General features: G+C 61.5%; 19 protein-coding genes and 1 pseudogene. 8 read left to right on the top strand and 12 right to left on the bottom strand.

All coding sequences use genetic code 11. The features are described from left to right. Positions 1–3: 3 nt before the first annotated feature. Positions 4–1,059, bottom strand: a complete 1,056-nt coding sequence (locus A462_RS00380) for an aminopeptidase (RefSeq protein ID WP_008439598.1) — start codon at positions 1,057–1,059, stop codon at positions 4–6. Positions 1,060–1,201: 142 nt separating this feature from the next. Here A462_RS00380 and A462_RS0132865 point away from each other — a divergent pair, with 142 nt between their 5' ends. Further along, positions 1,202–1,624, top strand: coding sequence for a PA0061/PA0062 family lipoprotein (locus tag A462_RS0132865; RefSeq protein ID WP_032899915.1), 423 nt, complete (start codon positions 1,202–1,204; stop codon positions 1,622–1,624). Here A462_RS0132865 and A462_RS00385 read toward each other — a convergent pair whose 3' ends face one another. Both A462_RS00385 and A462_RS00390 read right to left on the bottom strand, forming a co-directional pair. Then, the gene (locus tag A462_RS00385) at positions 1,625–1,864 is read right to left on the bottom strand and encodes a DUF1161 domain-containing protein (RefSeq protein WP_003214887.1); all 240 of its coding nucleotides are present in this window, start codon (positions 1,862–1,864) and stop codon (positions 1,625–1,627) included. 113 nt (positions 1,865–1,977) lie between these two features. Then, entirely contained in the window at positions 1,978–2,409 is a 432-nt protein-coding gene (locus A462_RS00390; RefSeq protein ID WP_008439587.1) for an OsmC family protein, read from the bottom strand. A 217-nt stretch (positions 2,410–2,626) separates the two neighbouring features. On the opposite strand from A462_RS00390, the gene A462_RS00395 reads away from it, so the two are divergent. After that, positions 2,627–3,628 (top strand): LLM class flavin-dependent oxidoreductase, encoded by a 1,002-nt coding sequence (locus A462_RS00395; RefSeq protein WP_008439586.1) that lies wholly within the window; start codon positions 2,627–2,629, stop codon positions 3,626–3,628. 118 nt (positions 3,629–3,746) lie between these two features. Here the strand turns inward: A462_RS00395 and A462_RS00400 are convergent, their stop codons facing one another. Then, positions 3,747–3,974, bottom strand: a complete 228-nt coding sequence (locus A462_RS00400; protein WP_003214893.1) for a DUF1161 domain-containing protein — start codon at positions 3,972–3,974, stop codon at positions 3,747–3,749. A gap of 117 nt (positions 3,975–4,091) precedes the next feature. Next, complete coding sequence (locus A462_RS00405) at positions 4,092–4,307, bottom strand: dodecin (protein ID WP_008439585.1); 216 nt, start codon at positions 4,305–4,307, stop codon at positions 4,092–4,094. Positions 4,308–4,463: 156 nt separating this feature from the next. Between A462_RS00405 and A462_RS00410 the strand changes: the two genes are divergently transcribed. After that, positions 4,464–4,790 carry a DUF883 family protein gene (locus A462_RS00410; protein WP_003170746.1) on the top strand — a complete coding sequence of 109 codons (327 nt, stop codon included), beginning with the start codon at positions 4,464–4,466 and terminating at the stop codon, positions 4,788–4,790. Here the strand turns inward: A462_RS00410 and A462_RS00415 are convergent. Continuing rightward, positions 4,787–5,683 carry a LysR family transcriptional regulator gene (locus A462_RS00415; RefSeq protein WP_008439584.1) on the bottom strand — a complete coding sequence of 299 codons (897 nt, stop codon included), beginning with the start codon at positions 5,681–5,683 and terminating at the stop codon, positions 4,787–4,789. The genes A462_RS00410 and A462_RS00415 overlap by 4 nt on opposite strands. A gap of 110 nt (positions 5,684–5,793) precedes the next feature. Here A462_RS00415 and trpB point away from each other — a divergent pair, with 110 nt between their 5' ends. The 4 genes and pseudogenes from trpB to A462_RS35030 all read left to right on the top strand — a co-directional run. Then, the gene (gene trpB, locus A462_RS00420; RefSeq protein ID WP_003214899.1) at positions 5,794–7,020 is read left to right on the top strand and encodes a tryptophan synthase subunit beta; all 1,227 of its coding nucleotides are present in this window, start codon (positions 5,794–5,796) and stop codon (positions 7,018–7,020) included. Further along, a complete protein-coding gene (gene trpA / locus A462_RS00425; RefSeq protein ID WP_008439583.1) occupies positions 7,021–7,830 on the top strand; it encodes a tryptophan synthase subunit alpha in 810 nt (269 codons plus the stop codon). Between the two features lie 139 nt (positions 7,831–7,969). Next, on the top strand, positions 7,970–8,416 hold the full coding sequence (locus tag A462_RS00430; RefSeq protein WP_008439582.1) for an anti-virulence regulator CigR family protein: 447 nt from the start codon (positions 7,970–7,972) through the stop codon (positions 8,414–8,416). Between the two features lie 21 nt (positions 8,417–8,437). Further along, positions 8,438–8,527 (top strand): annotated as a pseudogene (locus A462_RS35030) (outer membrane lipoprotein carrier protein LolA); the annotation flags it as partial. Here the strand turns inward: A462_RS35030 and A462_RS00435 are convergent. The 6 genes from A462_RS00435 to A462_RS00460 all read right to left on the bottom strand — a co-directional run bounded on the left by A462_RS00435 (position 8,520) and on the right by A462_RS00460 (position 14,200). Beyond that, the gene (locus tag A462_RS00435) at positions 8,520–9,824 is read right to left on the bottom strand and encodes an MFS transporter (RefSeq protein ID WP_008439581.1); all 1,305 of its coding nucleotides are present in this window, start codon (positions 9,822–9,824) and stop codon (positions 8,520–8,522) included. The pseudogene A462_RS35030 and the gene A462_RS00435 sit on opposite strands and share 8 nt — an antisense overlap. Before the next feature lie 180 nt (positions 9,825–10,004). Continuing rightward, a complete protein-coding gene (dgoD, locus tag A462_RS00440) occupies positions 10,005–11,153 on the bottom strand; it encodes a galactonate dehydratase (protein WP_003213645.1) in 1,149 nt (382 codons plus the stop codon). Positions 11,154–11,186: 33 nt separating this feature from the next. Then, positions 11,187–11,807, bottom strand: a complete 621-nt coding sequence (locus A462_RS00445; protein WP_008439580.1) for a 2-dehydro-3-deoxy-6-phosphogalactonate aldolase — start codon at positions 11,805–11,807, stop codon at positions 11,187–11,189. A 13-nt stretch (positions 11,808–11,820) separates the two neighbouring features. Beyond that, positions 11,821–12,789: a 2-dehydro-3-deoxygalactonokinase gene (locus A462_RS00450; RefSeq protein WP_008439579.1), complete on the bottom strand. Its 969-nt coding sequence runs from the start codon at positions 12,787–12,789 to the stop codon at positions 11,821–11,823. Between the two features lie 102 nt (positions 12,790–12,891). Next, positions 12,892–13,218, bottom strand: a complete 327-nt coding sequence (locus A462_RS00455) for a DOPA 4,5-dioxygenase family protein (RefSeq protein WP_008439578.1) — start codon at positions 13,216–13,218, stop codon at positions 12,892–12,894. A gap of 31 nt (positions 13,219–13,249) precedes the next feature. Continuing rightward, positions 13,250–14,200, bottom strand: coding sequence for a choline sulfate utilization transcriptional regulator (locus tag A462_RS00460; RefSeq protein ID WP_008439576.1), 951 nt, complete (start codon positions 14,198–14,200; stop codon positions 13,250–13,252). Positions 14,201–14,303: 103 nt separating this feature from the next. Between A462_RS00460 and betC the strand changes: the two genes are divergently transcribed. Further along, complete coding sequence (gene betC / locus A462_RS00465; RefSeq protein ID WP_008439571.1) at positions 14,304–15,818, top strand: choline-sulfatase; 1,515 nt, start codon at positions 14,304–14,306, stop codon at positions 15,816–15,818. The last annotated feature ends 5 nt before the right edge of the window (positions 15,819–15,823 follow it).

Below are 15,823 nucleotides of genomic sequence, written 5' to 3'. Positions count from 1 at the left end.
GCCCTACCGGCCAACCACTTGCCCGGATCCCTCCAACGCCCTCAGGGCCGCCTTGCGCTGATCCACCGGCAACCCGCCCAGCTTCTCCACCGCCGCAAAGAACTTCGGCCAATCCCCGCCTTCCTGCCGGAACAACGCGACGAACGCCGGCACCCACTGGTCATACAGCCCAAACGGCAGCAACCTTGCGTTGTTCATCGGCAGGTTGACCCAGGCGTCATAACGCTTGTCGCCACCCCACTGGCTATCGCGCATGTGCCGGTAGTCACTGCGCAGGCGCTCGAATTCAGCGGCCTTGGCCTGGCGCATGGCATCTGCCGTCAGCGGCTGCGCATACAACTGCTCCAGGCGTTTGCGCGTATCGAGCACCAGCCGGGTGAACTGGTCGCGCTGTTTCAGCGCTGACTCGCTGGCAGGCGGCAAGCCTTGGGCGGCGCGCCATTGCCGGGTACCTTCCTGCTCGACGAAGGTGGCGTACGACTCGTTGAACTCGGTGTCGTCCTTCACATAAAACCGCTGGTGCGCCAGCTCATGAAAAATCAGCGTGGCCAGGCGCTCGTCCCCCCAGCTCATCATCGAACTCATGATCGGATCGTTGAACCAGCCGAGAGTGGAATAGGCCTCCACGCCGCCAATCGACACATCCATGCCTTGCTGCTTCAACAAAGCCGCCTGGCCGCGTGCGGCGCCCTGGTTGTAGTAGCCGCGATAGGCCACGCAACCGGCAATCGGGAAGCAGTGGGTTTGCGGGGACAGGGAAAATTCAGGCGTGGCGAACACGTTCCAGACCACGTAAGGGCGGCCGATATCGGCATACAGCCGGTAACTCTGGTTATCCGGCAGGTGCAGGTGTTCGCTGGCGAAGGTGCGGGCTTTCTGCGACTGCGCCAAGTGCTCGCGCAGCACCTGTGGCCGGGACAGGTCGGCGACGACCGCGGAGACCGGCTCCCGGGCACGCAGCAATTGCCATTGGCCGTCTGCCAGTTGGCTGTAATAACTGACGCTGGAACAGCCGCTGAGCAACAGCAGCATCAAGCCGGGAAGCAAGCGCCTGACCATTAAAACCTCTCGCCGGTAACCATCCCGCCAGACTATCTCGCCTGTGGGGAATTTTTCCATGGCGTGGCGTGTTTATACTCATAGGGAGCGTGCTGCCGAACGCAGCCGTTCAAAAAACCATTCCTACAGTTGAGTGCTTAACATGCGTCAGCTACTGCTTCCCGTCGCCGCGATTTTTCTAAGTGCCTGTGCGTCGACGCCACTACCGCCGGTTGATCCACACCAGGCCTGGGTCGACTTCGCTACCCCGACACCCGGCGCCAAGCTGGTAATGGCGCAACGCCTGGACGGGAAAAACCTGAACGACGGACGCTTCTTCCAGGTGCCGCCTGGCAGCCATGAGCTGATGGTACGTTTTGATTTCGAGGTGCCTACCGGCGGCAGTTTCGGCGGGTTTGGCCAAACCACTGACCGTACCTGCTTCATGACCCTGCAATACGACCGTTTCGAGGCGGGCCAGCGCTATCGCCTGGAAGGGCGCTCACTGGGCTACAACCCGAATATCCGGCTGTACAACAAAGCGGGTCAATTGCTGGCCGAAGAACGTAGCGTCAACTGCATCTGATCAGTCGTTGTTCTTCTGGTAGACGATGGCTTTGGTGCCATTCTCACAGCTGCCGACAACCATGGCGCTGTCGTGCTTGTCAGCTTCTTCCTTGGTGACGATTTCGAGGGTGTAGGACGGAACGGCATTCGCCTGGATTTTGACCTCGATCTCCTTCCTGAGCTCTTCACAATCTTTTGGCGCCGCCAGCGCCGACGTGGCCAGTGCACAGCAGATAACCGCCAAGGCAATACGTTTCATGTGTGAAGCTCCCTGAATGCACGCGCACGGGTGTGCGCTGAGTCTGCAATCGGCTATTCGACCACATTTGCACCTGCAGGGGCGAGCAAGCTCACCCCTGCAAGGGGGTTGCATCAACTAACCAGGGTGCCATCCAGGGTAATGGTTGCATTCAGTACCTTGGACACGGGGCATCCTTCCTTGGCCTTTTTGCTCAGCTCATCGAACTGCGCCTGGCTGGCGCCCGGGATCTTCGCCTTGAGGGTCAGGTGCACGGCAGTAATCGCAAAGCCACCGTCCACTTGGTCCAGGGTCACTTCGGCCTGGGTGTCGATGCTGTCGGCCTTGAGCCCGGCATCGCCGAGAATCATGGAAAACGCCATGGAGAAACAACCAGCATGGGCTGCGCCGATCAGTTCTTCAGGGTTGGTGCCCTTGCCACCTTCGAAACGGGCCTTGAAGCCGTAAGGCGCTTCACGCAGAACGCCGGTTTCGGTGGAAATGGAACCCAGGCCAGTCTTCAGGTCGCCTTCCCAATGCGCGGATGCTTTTTTAACAATACTCATAGCGGTCTCCTCGAACGGTGGTTTTGCGTCAGTAAGGGTTCTGAGGATAGACGCCACGGCAAAGTTCATCTTGTCGGAGAAACCTAGCGATTAAGTAGGAAATTTCACCATCGCTATTGAATCTCGGGTATATGCCCTCATTGCATAGGACATGCACATGAAGCGGCAGGTTTTGGTTCGTCTAAGAAGCCTGCGCCCCCATTGGAGAAGCAGGCTTATGAAATCGCTGTCCGACGTAAAGTTCTCGACCCTCGACCTCGTGCCCGTGCGCGCCAACGGCAGCCCGGCGCAGTCGCTGCGCAATTCCCTGGACCTGGCCCAGCACGTGGAAAAATTCGGCTACAACCGTTTCTGGGTCGCCGAACACCACAATATGGACGGCATCGCCAGCTCGGCGACCTCGGTATTGCTGGGTTACCTGGCCGGTGGCACCTCGACGATCCGTGTCGGTTCCGGTGGCGTGATGCTGCCCAACCACGCGCCGTTGGTGATCGCCGAGCAGTTCGGCACCCTGGAAAGCCTGTACCCGGGCCGCATCGACCTGGGCCTTGGCCGCGCACCAGGCTCCGACCAGATGACCGCCCGCGCGCTGCGCCGTGAACGCTCCGGCAGCGCCGATGATTTCCCGGAAGACGTGGCAGAACTGATGGCCTACCTTGGCCCGCGCACCCCGGACCAGCGCGTGATCGCTGTACCCGGCACGGGCACCAATGTGCCTGTGTGGCTGCTGGGCTCAAGCCTGTTCAGTGCACAACTGGCGGGCGAGCGCGGTTTGCCTTACGCCTTTGCCTCACATTTCGCACCGCGCCTGATGCATGAAGCGATTCGCGTCTATCGCAACCACTTCAAGCCTTCGGCCGTGCTGGACAAGCCCTATGTGATGCTCGGCATCCCGCTGGTGGCCGCCGACACCGATGAGCAAGCCGACTACCTGGCCACCTCGGTGTACCAGCGAATTCTCGCTTTGATGCGTGGGCAAAGCCTGGTGCAGCGCCCGCCGGTCAAGACCATGGACGGCCTGTGGCTGCCCCATGAGAAAGACGCTGTAGGCAGTTTCCTCGGCCTGGCCATGGTGGGCAGCCCGCAGAAGATCCGCGCCAAGCTGGAGGTGCTGGTGGAGCAGACCGGCGCTGATGAGCTGATCTTTACCTGTGACCTGTACGAACATGCCGACCGGATTCATTCCTACGAGCTGCTGGCGCAGATCATGAAGGGCTGAATCCAGGAGTGAGGCGGGACGCAGAGCATCCCAGGCTTCATTCCCACGCGGAGCGAAGGATCGCAGGCATAAAAAAACCGACGCACTTGCGTCGGTTTTTTACGTCTGCAACACGGGATCACCCGCGCTTGTAGGCGATTTCCTTGGTACCGGCTTCACAGCTGCCGACAACCGTGTGGTCACTAGGTGCAGCACCTTTGTCCACGATTTCCAGGGAGTAGCCCGAAGCGCCTTTAGCGTCGATTTTCGCCGCAATCTCGCTTTTCAGCTCTTCACAAGGCTTGCCCGCCGCCAGGGCCGTGCCCGCAATGCTCAACAAACCTACCGCCAACAAAAAGTTCTTCATCCGTCACTTCCTTGGGTTGATCGAAAGGAAGCACGTCGCCGCTCGTCACGTCGACGTGCCTAAAGGTTGTAGCGGAGTTTATGGCAATCGGCCAGCGCGCAAGTTCAACCGGCTCAATCAACTACTGGCAATTCGGAACCCCACCTTGAGGGTGACCTGGAAATGCGCAGCCTTGCCGTCCTTGATGTGGCCACGGGTTTCGGTCACTTCAAACCACTCCAAGTGCTTGATGCTCTTGCTGGCTTCAGCCAGGGCATTGTTGATGGCCTCCTCGATGCTGGTCGCGGAAGAGCCCACCAGTTCGACTTTCTTGTAGGTGTGATGATCACTCATAAGTTTTTCTCCTGGGGTCGTTAATCAAGACTAGCAGTGAATTCTCGTACTGCTTCTGGCGGCTATTGCGATGTGAAAGTTCAGATTTACTGCACTTTCTGAAACCGCCGCAGTCGGAAACAACACACGCCACTCAATCACTCCAGGAGAGCCCACATGGCCAACACCTCTTTACGCAAAGCGTCATTGGAAAGCATGGAAGCCGAGATTTCGAGCCTGCTCAAATCTTTGGAAAGCCTCAAGGACGATGCGTCTGACGAGTCGCGCAAAACCCTGAAGGCCCTGAAAAGCAATGCCGAGAACGCCCTCAAGCATTCTCGCCACCTGATCAGCGATGCCTACGAAGAAAGCAAAGTCAAAATCCGCGAAACCGGTGTTGCAACACGGGACTACGCGCAAGAGCATCCATGGACTACCGCCGGTGTTGCCGTCGGCGCGCTGGGTCTGCTGGCGGCCTACTTGCTGTGCAAACGCGGCGATTAAACGTCCTGGCGCGCAAGCTCAGCCTTGAGCCACTGCGCCAGTTGCCCGGCGCGCCCATCTGCGGCGCGCTTGGGTAGCCACAACGCCAGTTGCGCCGGGGTTTCACTGAAACCCCACGGCGCAACCAGGCGACCCGCTCGCAGGTCCTCTGCCACCAGCGGCTCAGGCGCAATTGCTACCCCCAGCCCGGCCACCGCCGCCTCCAGCAAATAATACAAATGCTCAAACCCCTGACCGTACTTCAACGCGCCAGCGTCGATCCCATGGTGCTGCGCCCAGCTGGGCCAGGCTTGCGGGCGTGAGGTAGTGTGCAACAGGGCCTCACTCAGCAGCGCCTCGGGAGGCGCCTGGCGCAATCGCTCGTAATGGGCAAAACGCGGGCTCATGACCGGGCCGATGCGTTCGCTGGCCAATTCGTACACCTGCATATCCGCCGGCCATGGAGGTTCGGCGAACACCAGCAGCGCGTCCAGGCCGGGGCGGCGTGGGTCAAGATCGCCTTCACCCGCCGACAGATGCAGGCGCAAATCCGGCAACTCGGCGTTCAGGCGCCCCAGACGCGGAATAAACCAGCGCGCCAGCAGGCTGCCGGAGCAGCCGAGCACAAACGGCGCATCGGCACTGCTTTGCGTGAGCTCGGCGCAAGTGTCCCTCAGTCGCTCGAAGGCCTCGAAACTCGCATCTCGCAGGCGAATGCCGGCATCTGTGAGTTTGAGGCCGCGCCCGTCCTTGGCGAACAGGCTTACACCAAGGTGTTCTTCCAACACCTTGAGCTGCCGGCTGACCGCACCATGGGTCACGTGCAGTTGCTCAGCGGCCTGGCTAACGCTGTTCAGGCGCGCAGTCGCCTCAAAAGCGCGCAAGGCATTCAGCGGTGGGAGGTCTCGGCTCATCTGTGAGTTTTCCTGACAGGTTGTGGCGATCTTATCGGTTTTCACGTGGAAGCGTCAGGGGTAGAGTGACCGTCATTGCCTCTTACACATTTTTCTACCTGGAGCGTCCCATGACTCAGACCCAGACCGATTTACGCAACGGCCCGGATGCCAATGGCCTGTTTGGTTCGTTCGGCGGCCGCTACGTGGCGGAAACCCTGATGCCATTGATCCTTGACCTGGCCCGCGAATACGAAGCGGCCAAGATCGATCCGGCCTTCAACGAAGAACTGGCCTACTTCCAGCGCGACTACGTCGGACGCCCAAGCCCGCTGTACTTCGCCGAGCGCCTGACCGAGTTCTGCGGTGGCGCCAAGATCTACCTCAAGCGCGAAGAGCTGAACCACACCGGCGCCCACAAGATCAACAACTGCATCGGCCAGATCCTGCTGGCGCGGCGCATGGGTAAAAAACGCATCATCGCCGAGACCGGCGCCGGCATGCACGGTGTGGCCACTGCCACCGTCGCCGCGCGTTTCGGCCTGCAATGCGTGATCTACATGGGCACCACCGACATCGAGCGCCAGCAGGCCAACGTATTTCGCATGAAGCTGCTGGGCGCTGAAGTGATCCCGGTAGTCGCCGGTACCGGCACCCTGAAAGACGCGATGAACGAAGCCCTGCGTGACTGGGTGACCAACGTCGACAGCACCTTCTACCTGATCGGCACCGTGGCCGGTCCGCACCCGTACCCAGCCATGGTTCGCGACTTCCAGGCCGTTATCGGCAAGGAAACCCGTACCCAACTGCAGGCCCAGGAAGGCCGTCTGCCCGACAGCCTGGTGGCGTGCATCGGCGGCGGTTCCAATGCCATGGGCCTGTTCCATCCGTTCCTGGATGACACCAGCGTCGAGATCATCGGCGTTGAAGCGGCCGGCTACGGCATCGAGACCGGCAAACACGCGGCCAGCCTCAACGGCGGCGTACCGGGTGTGCTCCACGGCAACCGTACTTTCCTGTTGCAGGACGACGATGGCCAGATCATCGACGCCCACTCGATCTCCGCGGGCCTAGACTATCCGGGCATCGGCCCTGAACACGCCTGGTTGCACGACATCGGCCGCGTCCAGTACACCTCGGTGACCGACGACGAAGCCCTCGACGCCTTTCACAAATGCTGCCGCCTGGAAGGGATTATTCCTGCACTGGAAAGCGCCCACGCCCTGGCCGAAGTGTTCAAACGCGCACCGACCCTGCCGAAAGATCACCTGATGGTGGTCAACCTGTCCGGCCGTGGCGACAAAGACATGCAAACCGTGATGCACCACATGGAACAGTCCAAGCAGGAGAAACACTAAATGAGCCGCCTGCAAACACGTTTTGCGCAACTGAAAGAACAAAACCGCGCCGCCCTGGTGACCTTCGTCACCGCTGGCGACCCGGGCTATGACACCTCGCTGGCGATCCTCAAGGGCTTGCCGGCGGCCGGCGCCGATGTGATCGAACTGGGCATGCCGTTCACTGACCCGATGGCTGACGGCCCGGCCATTCAACTGGCCAACATCCGCGCGCTGACCGCCAAGCAGAACCTCACGAAAACCCTGCAAATGGTTCGCGAGTTCCGCGAGGGCAACAGCGACACGCCGCTGGTGCTGATGGGCTACTTCAACCCGATCCACATGTACGGCGTGCCACGCTTTATCAGCGATGCGAAAGAAGCCGGCGTCGACGGCCTGATCGTGGTCGACATGCCGCCGGAACATAACGGCGAGCTGTGCGACCCGGCCCAGGCTGCCGGTATCGACTTTATCCGCCTGACCACGCCGACCACCGACGACGTGCGCCTGCCGACCGTGCTCAACGGCAGCTCAGGGTTTGTGTACTACGTGTCGGTGGCCGGTGTGACCGGTGCCGGTGCCGCGACCCTGGAACACGTCGAAGAGGCCGTGACCCGTCTGCGTCGGCATACCGACCTGCCGATCAGCATCGGTTTCGGCATCCGCACCCCGGAGCAGGCCGCTGCAATTGCCCGCCTGGCAGACGGTGTGGTGGTGGGGTCGGCACTGATCGACCACATCGCCAACGCCAGCAATGATCAACAGGCCATCGACGGTGTATTGACCCTGTGCTCGGCGCTGTCGGAAGGTGTACGCAACGCCCGTAAGTAAGCGGCTCGTAAGCGGTAGGTAAAGTTCCTGATACAGAGGAATCAAGCCGGGAAATCAGCACCTAAGCTAACAAGACCAAGGGATTTCGAACGTGGTTCGAAATCCCTTTTTGTTGTTCGTGCAGTTGAGGAAACCCCTGATGAAAATGCCTAAACGTGTGATAGCCGGTCTGGGTGTGCTGTTGCTCGGCGCCAGCGCGCTGGTGCAAGCCGCACCGTATGACCAAGGCGGCGGACCTGACCGTGGCGGCCCGCCGGGCCAGCAGAACGATCACCGTGGCGATGACCATCGCGGGCCCCAGGACAACCACCGTGGCGGTCCTCCTCAGGACTTCGGCCCTGTGAGACAGGTCATCCGCGATAACCATGGCGACTTTCGCCGTGGCGCACCGCCGCCTCCCGGCATCCACCTGGTGCGCGGCCAGCGCCTGCCGCCAAACTACTATGGTGAGCGCCTGGACCCTCGGGCTCTGTCGCATCTGCCGCAATACCCTGGCTACGAATGGCGCCGCTCGGGTGGGGACATCGTGTTGATCGCGATTGGCACCAGCATCGTTTATCAAATCCTGGATGGCGCGCTGTACTAGTAGCTCCCTGTAGGAGCGAGCTTGCTCGCGAAAACCGTTAACGATACCGCGGGGCATCTGACACCCCGCGGCGCTCTGAGGTTTTTCGCGAGCAAGCTCGCTCCTACAGTTCTATACGCTCGACCTTGCCGACCAACAAGATGTAGGACAACGCACCCAACAACGCCAGCACCGCAATGTACGTAATCGCCGGTGCAAACGAATCCCCGGTCGCCAGAAAGCCAATCACGATCGGCGTGGTAATCGCCGACAGATTGCCGATGAAGTTGAACACCCCTCCGGTCAGCCCCAGCAGCCTTGCCGGCGCCAGGGTCGACACCAGCGACCAGGTGATCGACGCCAGGCCATTGCCGAAAAACGCCACCGCCAGAAACGCAATCACCCACGCCGTGGAATCAACAAAGTTGGCGCCGATGATCGCCGTGGAAATCAACAGCCCGCCAATGATCGGCAACTTGCGCGCAAACCCCACGGACGCTCCCCGGCGAATCAGCCAATCGGAAAACAGCCCCGAACACAGCACCCCGACAAACGCCGCCAGAAACGGCAGCGACGCCAGCAGGCCGGACTTGATGAAGTCCATGCCGCGATATTTCACCAGGTAGGTCGGAAACCACGTCAGGAAAAACCACAACGTGGAATTCAGGCAGAACTGCCCCAAGTAGATCCCCCACAGTTTGCGCTTGCTCAACACGATGCCGAGGTCGACCCAGCTGAACGGTGCCTTGGCCGCCTGCGCCTGGATGTCCACCAACCCGCCGCCTTCGCGGATCAGCTCGATTTCCGCCGCATTCGCGCCTTTGAAATCCCGTGGCTCGCGGTACACCGCGTACCAGATCAACGCCCACACAATGCCCACGCCGCCGGTGGCGACAAACACCATGTGCCAGCCAAAGGCGTGTTGCAGCCAGGCCAATACCGGCGTGAGAAACGCCAGCCCGACAAACTGCCCGGAGGTGTAGACGCCAATCGCCGTGGCTCGCTCACGCTCAGGGAACCAGGTGGTGACCACGCGGCTGTTGATCGGGTAGGCCGGGGCCTCCAGGGCGCCCACCGCCATGCGCAATACGAACAGCGCGATGAAGCTGGCGGCGAAACCGAGCATCACCGTGGCCACCGACCACAGCAGCAGGGCGACGCTGTAGAGAATGCGCGGCGGCACCCGGTCCACCAGCCAGCCGCCGGGAATCTGCATGGCCGCGTAGGTCCAGCCGAACGCGGAGAAGATCAGCCCGACATGCACCGGGTCGATCCCCAGCTCGCTGGTCAGGGCCGGAGCGGCAATCGACAGGTTGCTGCGGTCCAGGTAGTTGATCACCACGGTGATGAACAGCAGCACCATGATGAAGAAACGCTTTCGGCTGGGCGTGACTAAAGAAGCCTGCCCGGTGAAGGACTCGGATTGCATGGGGGTTGCCTCTTCTTATGGTTATTGAGGACAGGTCTTACTGACGAAACCGAATCAAATGTGGGAGCGGGCTTGCTCGCGAAAGCGGTCTACCAGCAGCGGAGGTGTTGACTGACACTCCGCCTTCGCGAGCAAGCCCGCTCCCACATTGATCGTGTTTTCATCTCAAATTCGCGGTGTTTACCACTCCGCAAAACTGCCGTCGGCATGCCGCCAGATCGGATTGCGCCAGCGATGCCCGATGGCCGCGCGCTCGATCACGTATTCCTCGTTGATCTCGATGCCCAGGCCTGGCCCATTGGGGATTTTCACAAAACCCTGGTCGTAGTCGAAAACACCCGGATCGCGCACGTAATCCAGCAGGTCATTGCTCTCGTTGTAGTGAATGCCCAGGCTCTGTTCCTGGATGAACGCGTTGTAGCAAACCGCATCCAGCTGCAGGCACGCTGCCAGGGCAATCGGGCCGAGCGGGCAGTGCAGGGCAAGGGCCACGTCGTAGGCTTCGGCCATGTTGGCAATCTTGCGGGTTTCGGTGATACCGCCGGCGTGGGAAGCATCCGGCTGGATGATGTCGACGTAGCCTTCGCTGAGCACGCGCTTGAAGTCCCAGCGCGAGAACAGGCGCTCGCCGAGGGCAATCGGGGTGCTGGTGAGCGGCGCCAGCTCTTTCAGCGCTTCGTAGTTTTCGCTGAGCACCGGTTCTTCGATAAACATCAGTTTGTAGGGGTCGAGTTCCTTCATCAGCACCTTGGCCATGGGTTTGTGCACCCGGCCATGGAAGTCGACGCCGATGCCGACGTTCGGACCGACCGCATCCCGCACGGCGGCGACGTTGGCCAGGGCCTGGTCGACTTTTTCGAAGCTGTCGAGAAATTGCAGCTCTTCGGTGCCGTTCATTTTCACCGCGGTAAAACCACGGGCCACGGCTTCCTTGGCGGCGCGGGCAGTGTCGGCCGGGCGGTCGCCACCGATCCACGAATACACGCGGATCTTGTCGCGCACCTGGCCACCCAGCAAGTCGCTGACCGACACGCCGAGGGCCTTGCCCTTGATGTCCCACAGCGCCTGGTCGATACCGGCGAGAGCGCTCATATGGATCGCGCCGCCACGGTAGAAACCGCCGCGATAGAGCACGGTCCAGATGTCTTCGATATTGCGTGGGTCCTTGCCGATCAAGTAGTCGGACAATTCCTCGACGGCGGCAGCCACGGTATGGGCGCGGCCCTCGACAACGGGCTCGCCCCAACCGGTCACGCCCTGGTCGGTTTCAACCTTGAGGAAGCACCAGCGCGGCGGGACGATGAAGGTGGTCAGTTTGGTGATTTTCATCTTCTTATCTCTCTTGTAGATGGAGAACGCTGATCAGCCCAAGGCATGCCAGGCGGCGACGTAGGCCTGGGCGTTGCTCGCCACTTGGGCGACGCTCATGCCCGGCTTGAATAACCCGGAGCCCAGGCCGAAGCCCTTGACGCCCGCGTCGAAAAATACCTGCATGTTGTCCGGGGTGATGCCGCCCACCGGCAGCAGCACGGTGCCGGCGGGCAGTACCGCGAGCCAGGCCTTGACCACCGCCGGGCCCATTTGCTCGGCCGGGAACAGCTTCAGCACGTCGGCGCCTTCGGCCAGCGCGGCGAACGCTTCGGTGGGCGTGGCCACACCCGGCGACAGATACAGGTCCGCGGCCTTGGCGGCCCGCAGCACCTTGGCATCGCTATGGGGCATGACGATCACCTGGCCGCCGGCGGCTTTGACTTGATCGACCTGTTCCGGGGTCAGCACGGTGCCGGCGCCGATCAGGCAATCGGCGGGCATGCCGTCCCGCAGGATGCGGATGCTGGAATAAGGATCCGGCGAGTTAAGCGGCACTTCGATCACCCTGAAGCCCGCCGTGTACAACACCTCGCCGATCGCCAGCGCCTCCTCCGGTCGCAGGCCGCGCAGGATCGCGATCAAACCGTTGTGTGTCAGTGCTTGCTTGAGCATGTCGGGCCTCTCGTCAGGTTGCAGGCAGCAGCCCCGCCGCCATGGCCAGCTGCCAAAGGCCACGCTCGGTAGCCTCCTGCGCCAGGGTCACGTGGGGGAAGCCACAGAGTTGGAGTGCACGCTGGTAGCGGGTGCAGAGTTGGGGTGTGCCGACCAGGACGATGTCGCGCTGCTGGCTGGGCTTGCGAGTGCGCAGGCCGGTCAGTTCGTGGCCGATCAACAGCCCGGACAGATAGTCCGGTTGCTCGTCAGGCGCCAGCTCGCCGGTCAATCCCAGGGAGCGTGCGCTGAACAAGTTCGACAACAGGCCCGTTTGGCCGTCTGCCGACAGCGCAACCTGAACACCGCGATCAAAAGCGGCCACCTGGAACTGTTCGGAAGGGCGCTGGGTGCGCCCCAGAATGCTGTGTTGACTGAGCACGGCGAACAGCTCGCCGGTCATGAAAGTATCGAAGTGAGTGATGCAGCCTTCCACCACCTCCACCCACTTGGAATGGCTGCCCGGCAGGCCGATCAATACGTCGCGCCCGGTATGGGCAGCCAGGCTTTGCAGCACGCCGAGCACCTGGGTTTCTTCACCGCGCATCACATTGGGCAACGCGCCGCGTTGAATCACGCCGGGCACGATGTGCACCGCTGCGCCCCGCAGGCTGCGCACCACATGCAGCGCCTGGCCGAGGGTAGAAACGTCGGCCGGGGTGTCGCGGTAAGCCGCTTCGCTCCAGCCCTGGGCGCTGCCGACCATGCCGCAAGCGATAACGGGAAGGTCGGGCTGGGTGTCGAGCCAGTCACCGCAGGCTGCGTCGAATGCCAGCTCGAACCCGTTGCTGCAGCGAACACCGGCTATTTCCCGGGCTTCAGTCGGCAGGTGCATGATCCCCGACGCCAAGGTGCGCCGTTCGATCACGACGCCTGCCGGGCCGAGCTTGTAAGCACGAAGGGAACTGGTTCCCCAATCGAGCGCGATCAATTGCGCCTGCATCGCTTCACCTGAGTGTTTTGAGCGGATGAGGGGAATATAAACCCAAGACCGGCAAAGTCTCAATATATAAATATCAGTCCCATATATAGGGAAATTGAAGATTTAAAATATTGACAGATCCAGCGTGCGCATCGCCCCCATCCAGATCGCGTGTTCGGTGTGGTCCTTGAGGTCATCACCGGTGGTCGGGTGCAGGAACACCACCAGGCCGTTGCGGTTGAGGGCCAGCCAAGGCAGCACGACGCCGATGTATTCAGGTTCGAATGCCAGCTGGCAGCTCCAGTCCGGGTGCGGGCCCACCGGGCGTTCATGCACGCGGCCCATGCGCAGCGGAAACAATTGCGCGGCGTCTTCGCAGAGTTTGCGCGCCTGGTTGATGGTGTTGGCGTCGAAATAGATATGGGCGTGGTAGCCCTTGATACGTTGCATGACAGGCTCCGGGCTCATTGATCGGCAAATCCTAGACCGCAATGGACGGCAGGGCCAGACCGGTCAGCGATTGTGCGCTGCTGGCCTGTTCGGTCATCAGCCAGTCGACGAAACGCTCGATCAACTGGCTGCGGCGTTTGCGCTGGGGCAGCACCACGTAATAGCCGAAGCGCGAGATCACCGTGTCGCCAATCGGCCGGCACAGCCATTTTTGCTCCAGCAGGTTATCCACAAGGTGACGCCAGCCGATGGCCACGCCCTGGCCCGCGATCGCGGCCTGGATCAACAGCGTGTAATTGTCGAAACGCAGTTGGCCCGGGGTGGGCGCGGTGGTGATGCCCAGTTCGCGAAACACCCCGCTCCAGTCGAACCACTGGTTGTTGTTTTGCTGGCGCAGGTGCAGCAAGGGGAACTCCAGCAGGCTCTGCACCGACAGTGGCGCGACTCGGTCCTGGAGTAGCTGCGGGCTGCACACCGGGAACACTTCCTCGTTGAACAGCCACAGGCTGTCGCCCTGTTTGAAGCGGCCGTCACCGAACAGCACCGCTACGTCGATATCGCTGCGCAACGTGGCGTGGTTACGCTCGCTGGTGACCAGGCTCACGTCCACCTGCGGGTTGGCTTCATGGAAACGATGCAGGCGTGGCATCAGCCAATACGCGGCGAAGGCAAAGTCGGTCGCCACCTGCAGGACTTCATGCTGGTCCTGCTCGGCAATCGCGCTCAGGCCCTGGTTGATGCTCTGCAAACCGGCCTGTACCTGCTCGAATAACAAGGCGCCCGCGTCGGTCAGCTCGATGCCACGGTAGATGCGATCAAACAGGCGCACCTTCAGCTGTTCTTCCAGGCGCTTGATCTGCTGGCTGATGGCCGGCTGGGTGGTGCCCAACTCCATCGCCGCTGCCGTAAAGCTGCGTTGGCGCGCTGCGGATTCAAAGGCACGCAGCAGGTCGAGTGACAGGTGACCGAGGGATTCATACATAAGCTGGGCTTATCCTAGACATTGCTTCTCATGGGCTTTACCACGATTTCCATGGCCTGCATGCTCATTCGCATAAACATCGACTATGGAATGCCGCGAAACCATGAAGCGCAAGAACATTCTTTTTATCATGGCCGATCAAATGGCCGCGCCGATGCTTCCGTTCTACGGTCCTTCGCCTATCAAACTGCCGAACCTGAGCCGTCTCGCCGCCGAGGGTGTGGTGTTCGATGCCGCCTATTGCAACAGCCCGCTGTGTGCGCCATCGCGCTTTACCCTGGTGAGTGGGCAGTTGCCGAGCAAGATCGGCGCCTACGACAACGCGGCCGATTTCCCCGCCGACGTGCCGACCTATGCCCACTACCTGCGCCGCCTCGGCTACCGCACCGCGCTGTCGGGCAAGATGCATTTTTGCGGCCCCGACCAGCTCCACGGCTATGAAGAACGCCTGACCAGTGACATCTACCCGGCCGACTATGGCTGGGCCGTGAACTGGGATGAGCCGGACGTGCGCCCCTCCTGGTACCACAACATGGCGTCGGTGCTGCAGGCCGGGCCGTGCGTGCGCACCAACCAGCTGGATTTCGACGAAGAGGTGGTGTTCAAGGCCCAGCAGTACCTGTTCGACCATATCCGCGAGGATGGCGACCAGCCGTTCTGCCTGACCGTGTCGATGACGCACCCACACGACCCTTACACCATTCCCAAACCGTTCTGGGACCTGTACGACGACAACGACATCCCGCTGCCTGCAACACCGCCACAGGCTGACCTCGACCCTCACTCCCAGCGCCTGCTCAAGGTCTATGACCTGTGGGACAAGCCGCTGCCGCTGAACAAGATCCGCGATGCACGCCGCGCTTACTTCGGCGCGTGCAGCTACATCGACAGCAACGTCGGCAAGCTGCTGCAAACCCTGGAAGACACGGGCCTGGCCGACGACACCATCATCATCTTCTCCGGCGACCACGGCGACATGCTCGGCGAACGCGGGCTCTGGTACAAAATGCACTGGTTTGAAATGGCCGCCCGGGTGCCGCTGCTGATCAGCGCGCCGGGGCAGTTTGCGGCCGGCCGGGTGACCGCCGCCGTGTCCACCGCCGACCTGCTGCCTACCCTGGTGGAACTGGCCGGCGGCGAGCTGGACCCGAGGCTGGCGCTGGACGGCCGCTCGCTGGTGTCTCACCTGCAAGGGCAGGGCGGGCACGACGAAGTGTTCGGTGAGTACATGGCCGAGGGCACCATCAGCCCGCTGATGATGATTCGCCGTGGCGCCTACAAGTTCATCTACAGCGAGGACGATCCTTGCCTATTGTTCGATGTGCACAACGACCCGCACGAGCGGGAGGACCTCAGCCAGTCACCGGAACACCGGCCACTGTTCGAGGCGTTTTTGCATGAAGCGCGGGCCAAATGGGACATCCCGGCGATCCACCAGCAGGTGCTCGCCAGCCAACGCCGTCGCCGCCTGGTGTTCGAGGCGCTGACCCAGGGCAAGCTGAAGAGCTGGGACCACCAGCCACTGGTAGACGCCAGTCAGCAATACATGCGCAACCACATCGACCTCGACGATCTGGAGCGCAAGGCACGTTTTCCACAACCCTGCCAAAACCAATAAAACTG

It is taken from the genome of Pseudomonas sp. Ag1, from assembly GCF_000278565.1.
In the GTDB taxonomy this organism is placed as follows: Bacteria; Pseudomonadota; Gammaproteobacteria; order Pseudomonadales; family Pseudomonadaceae; genus Aquipseudomonas.
This window is presented reverse-complemented; position numbering and strand designations above follow the sequence as displayed.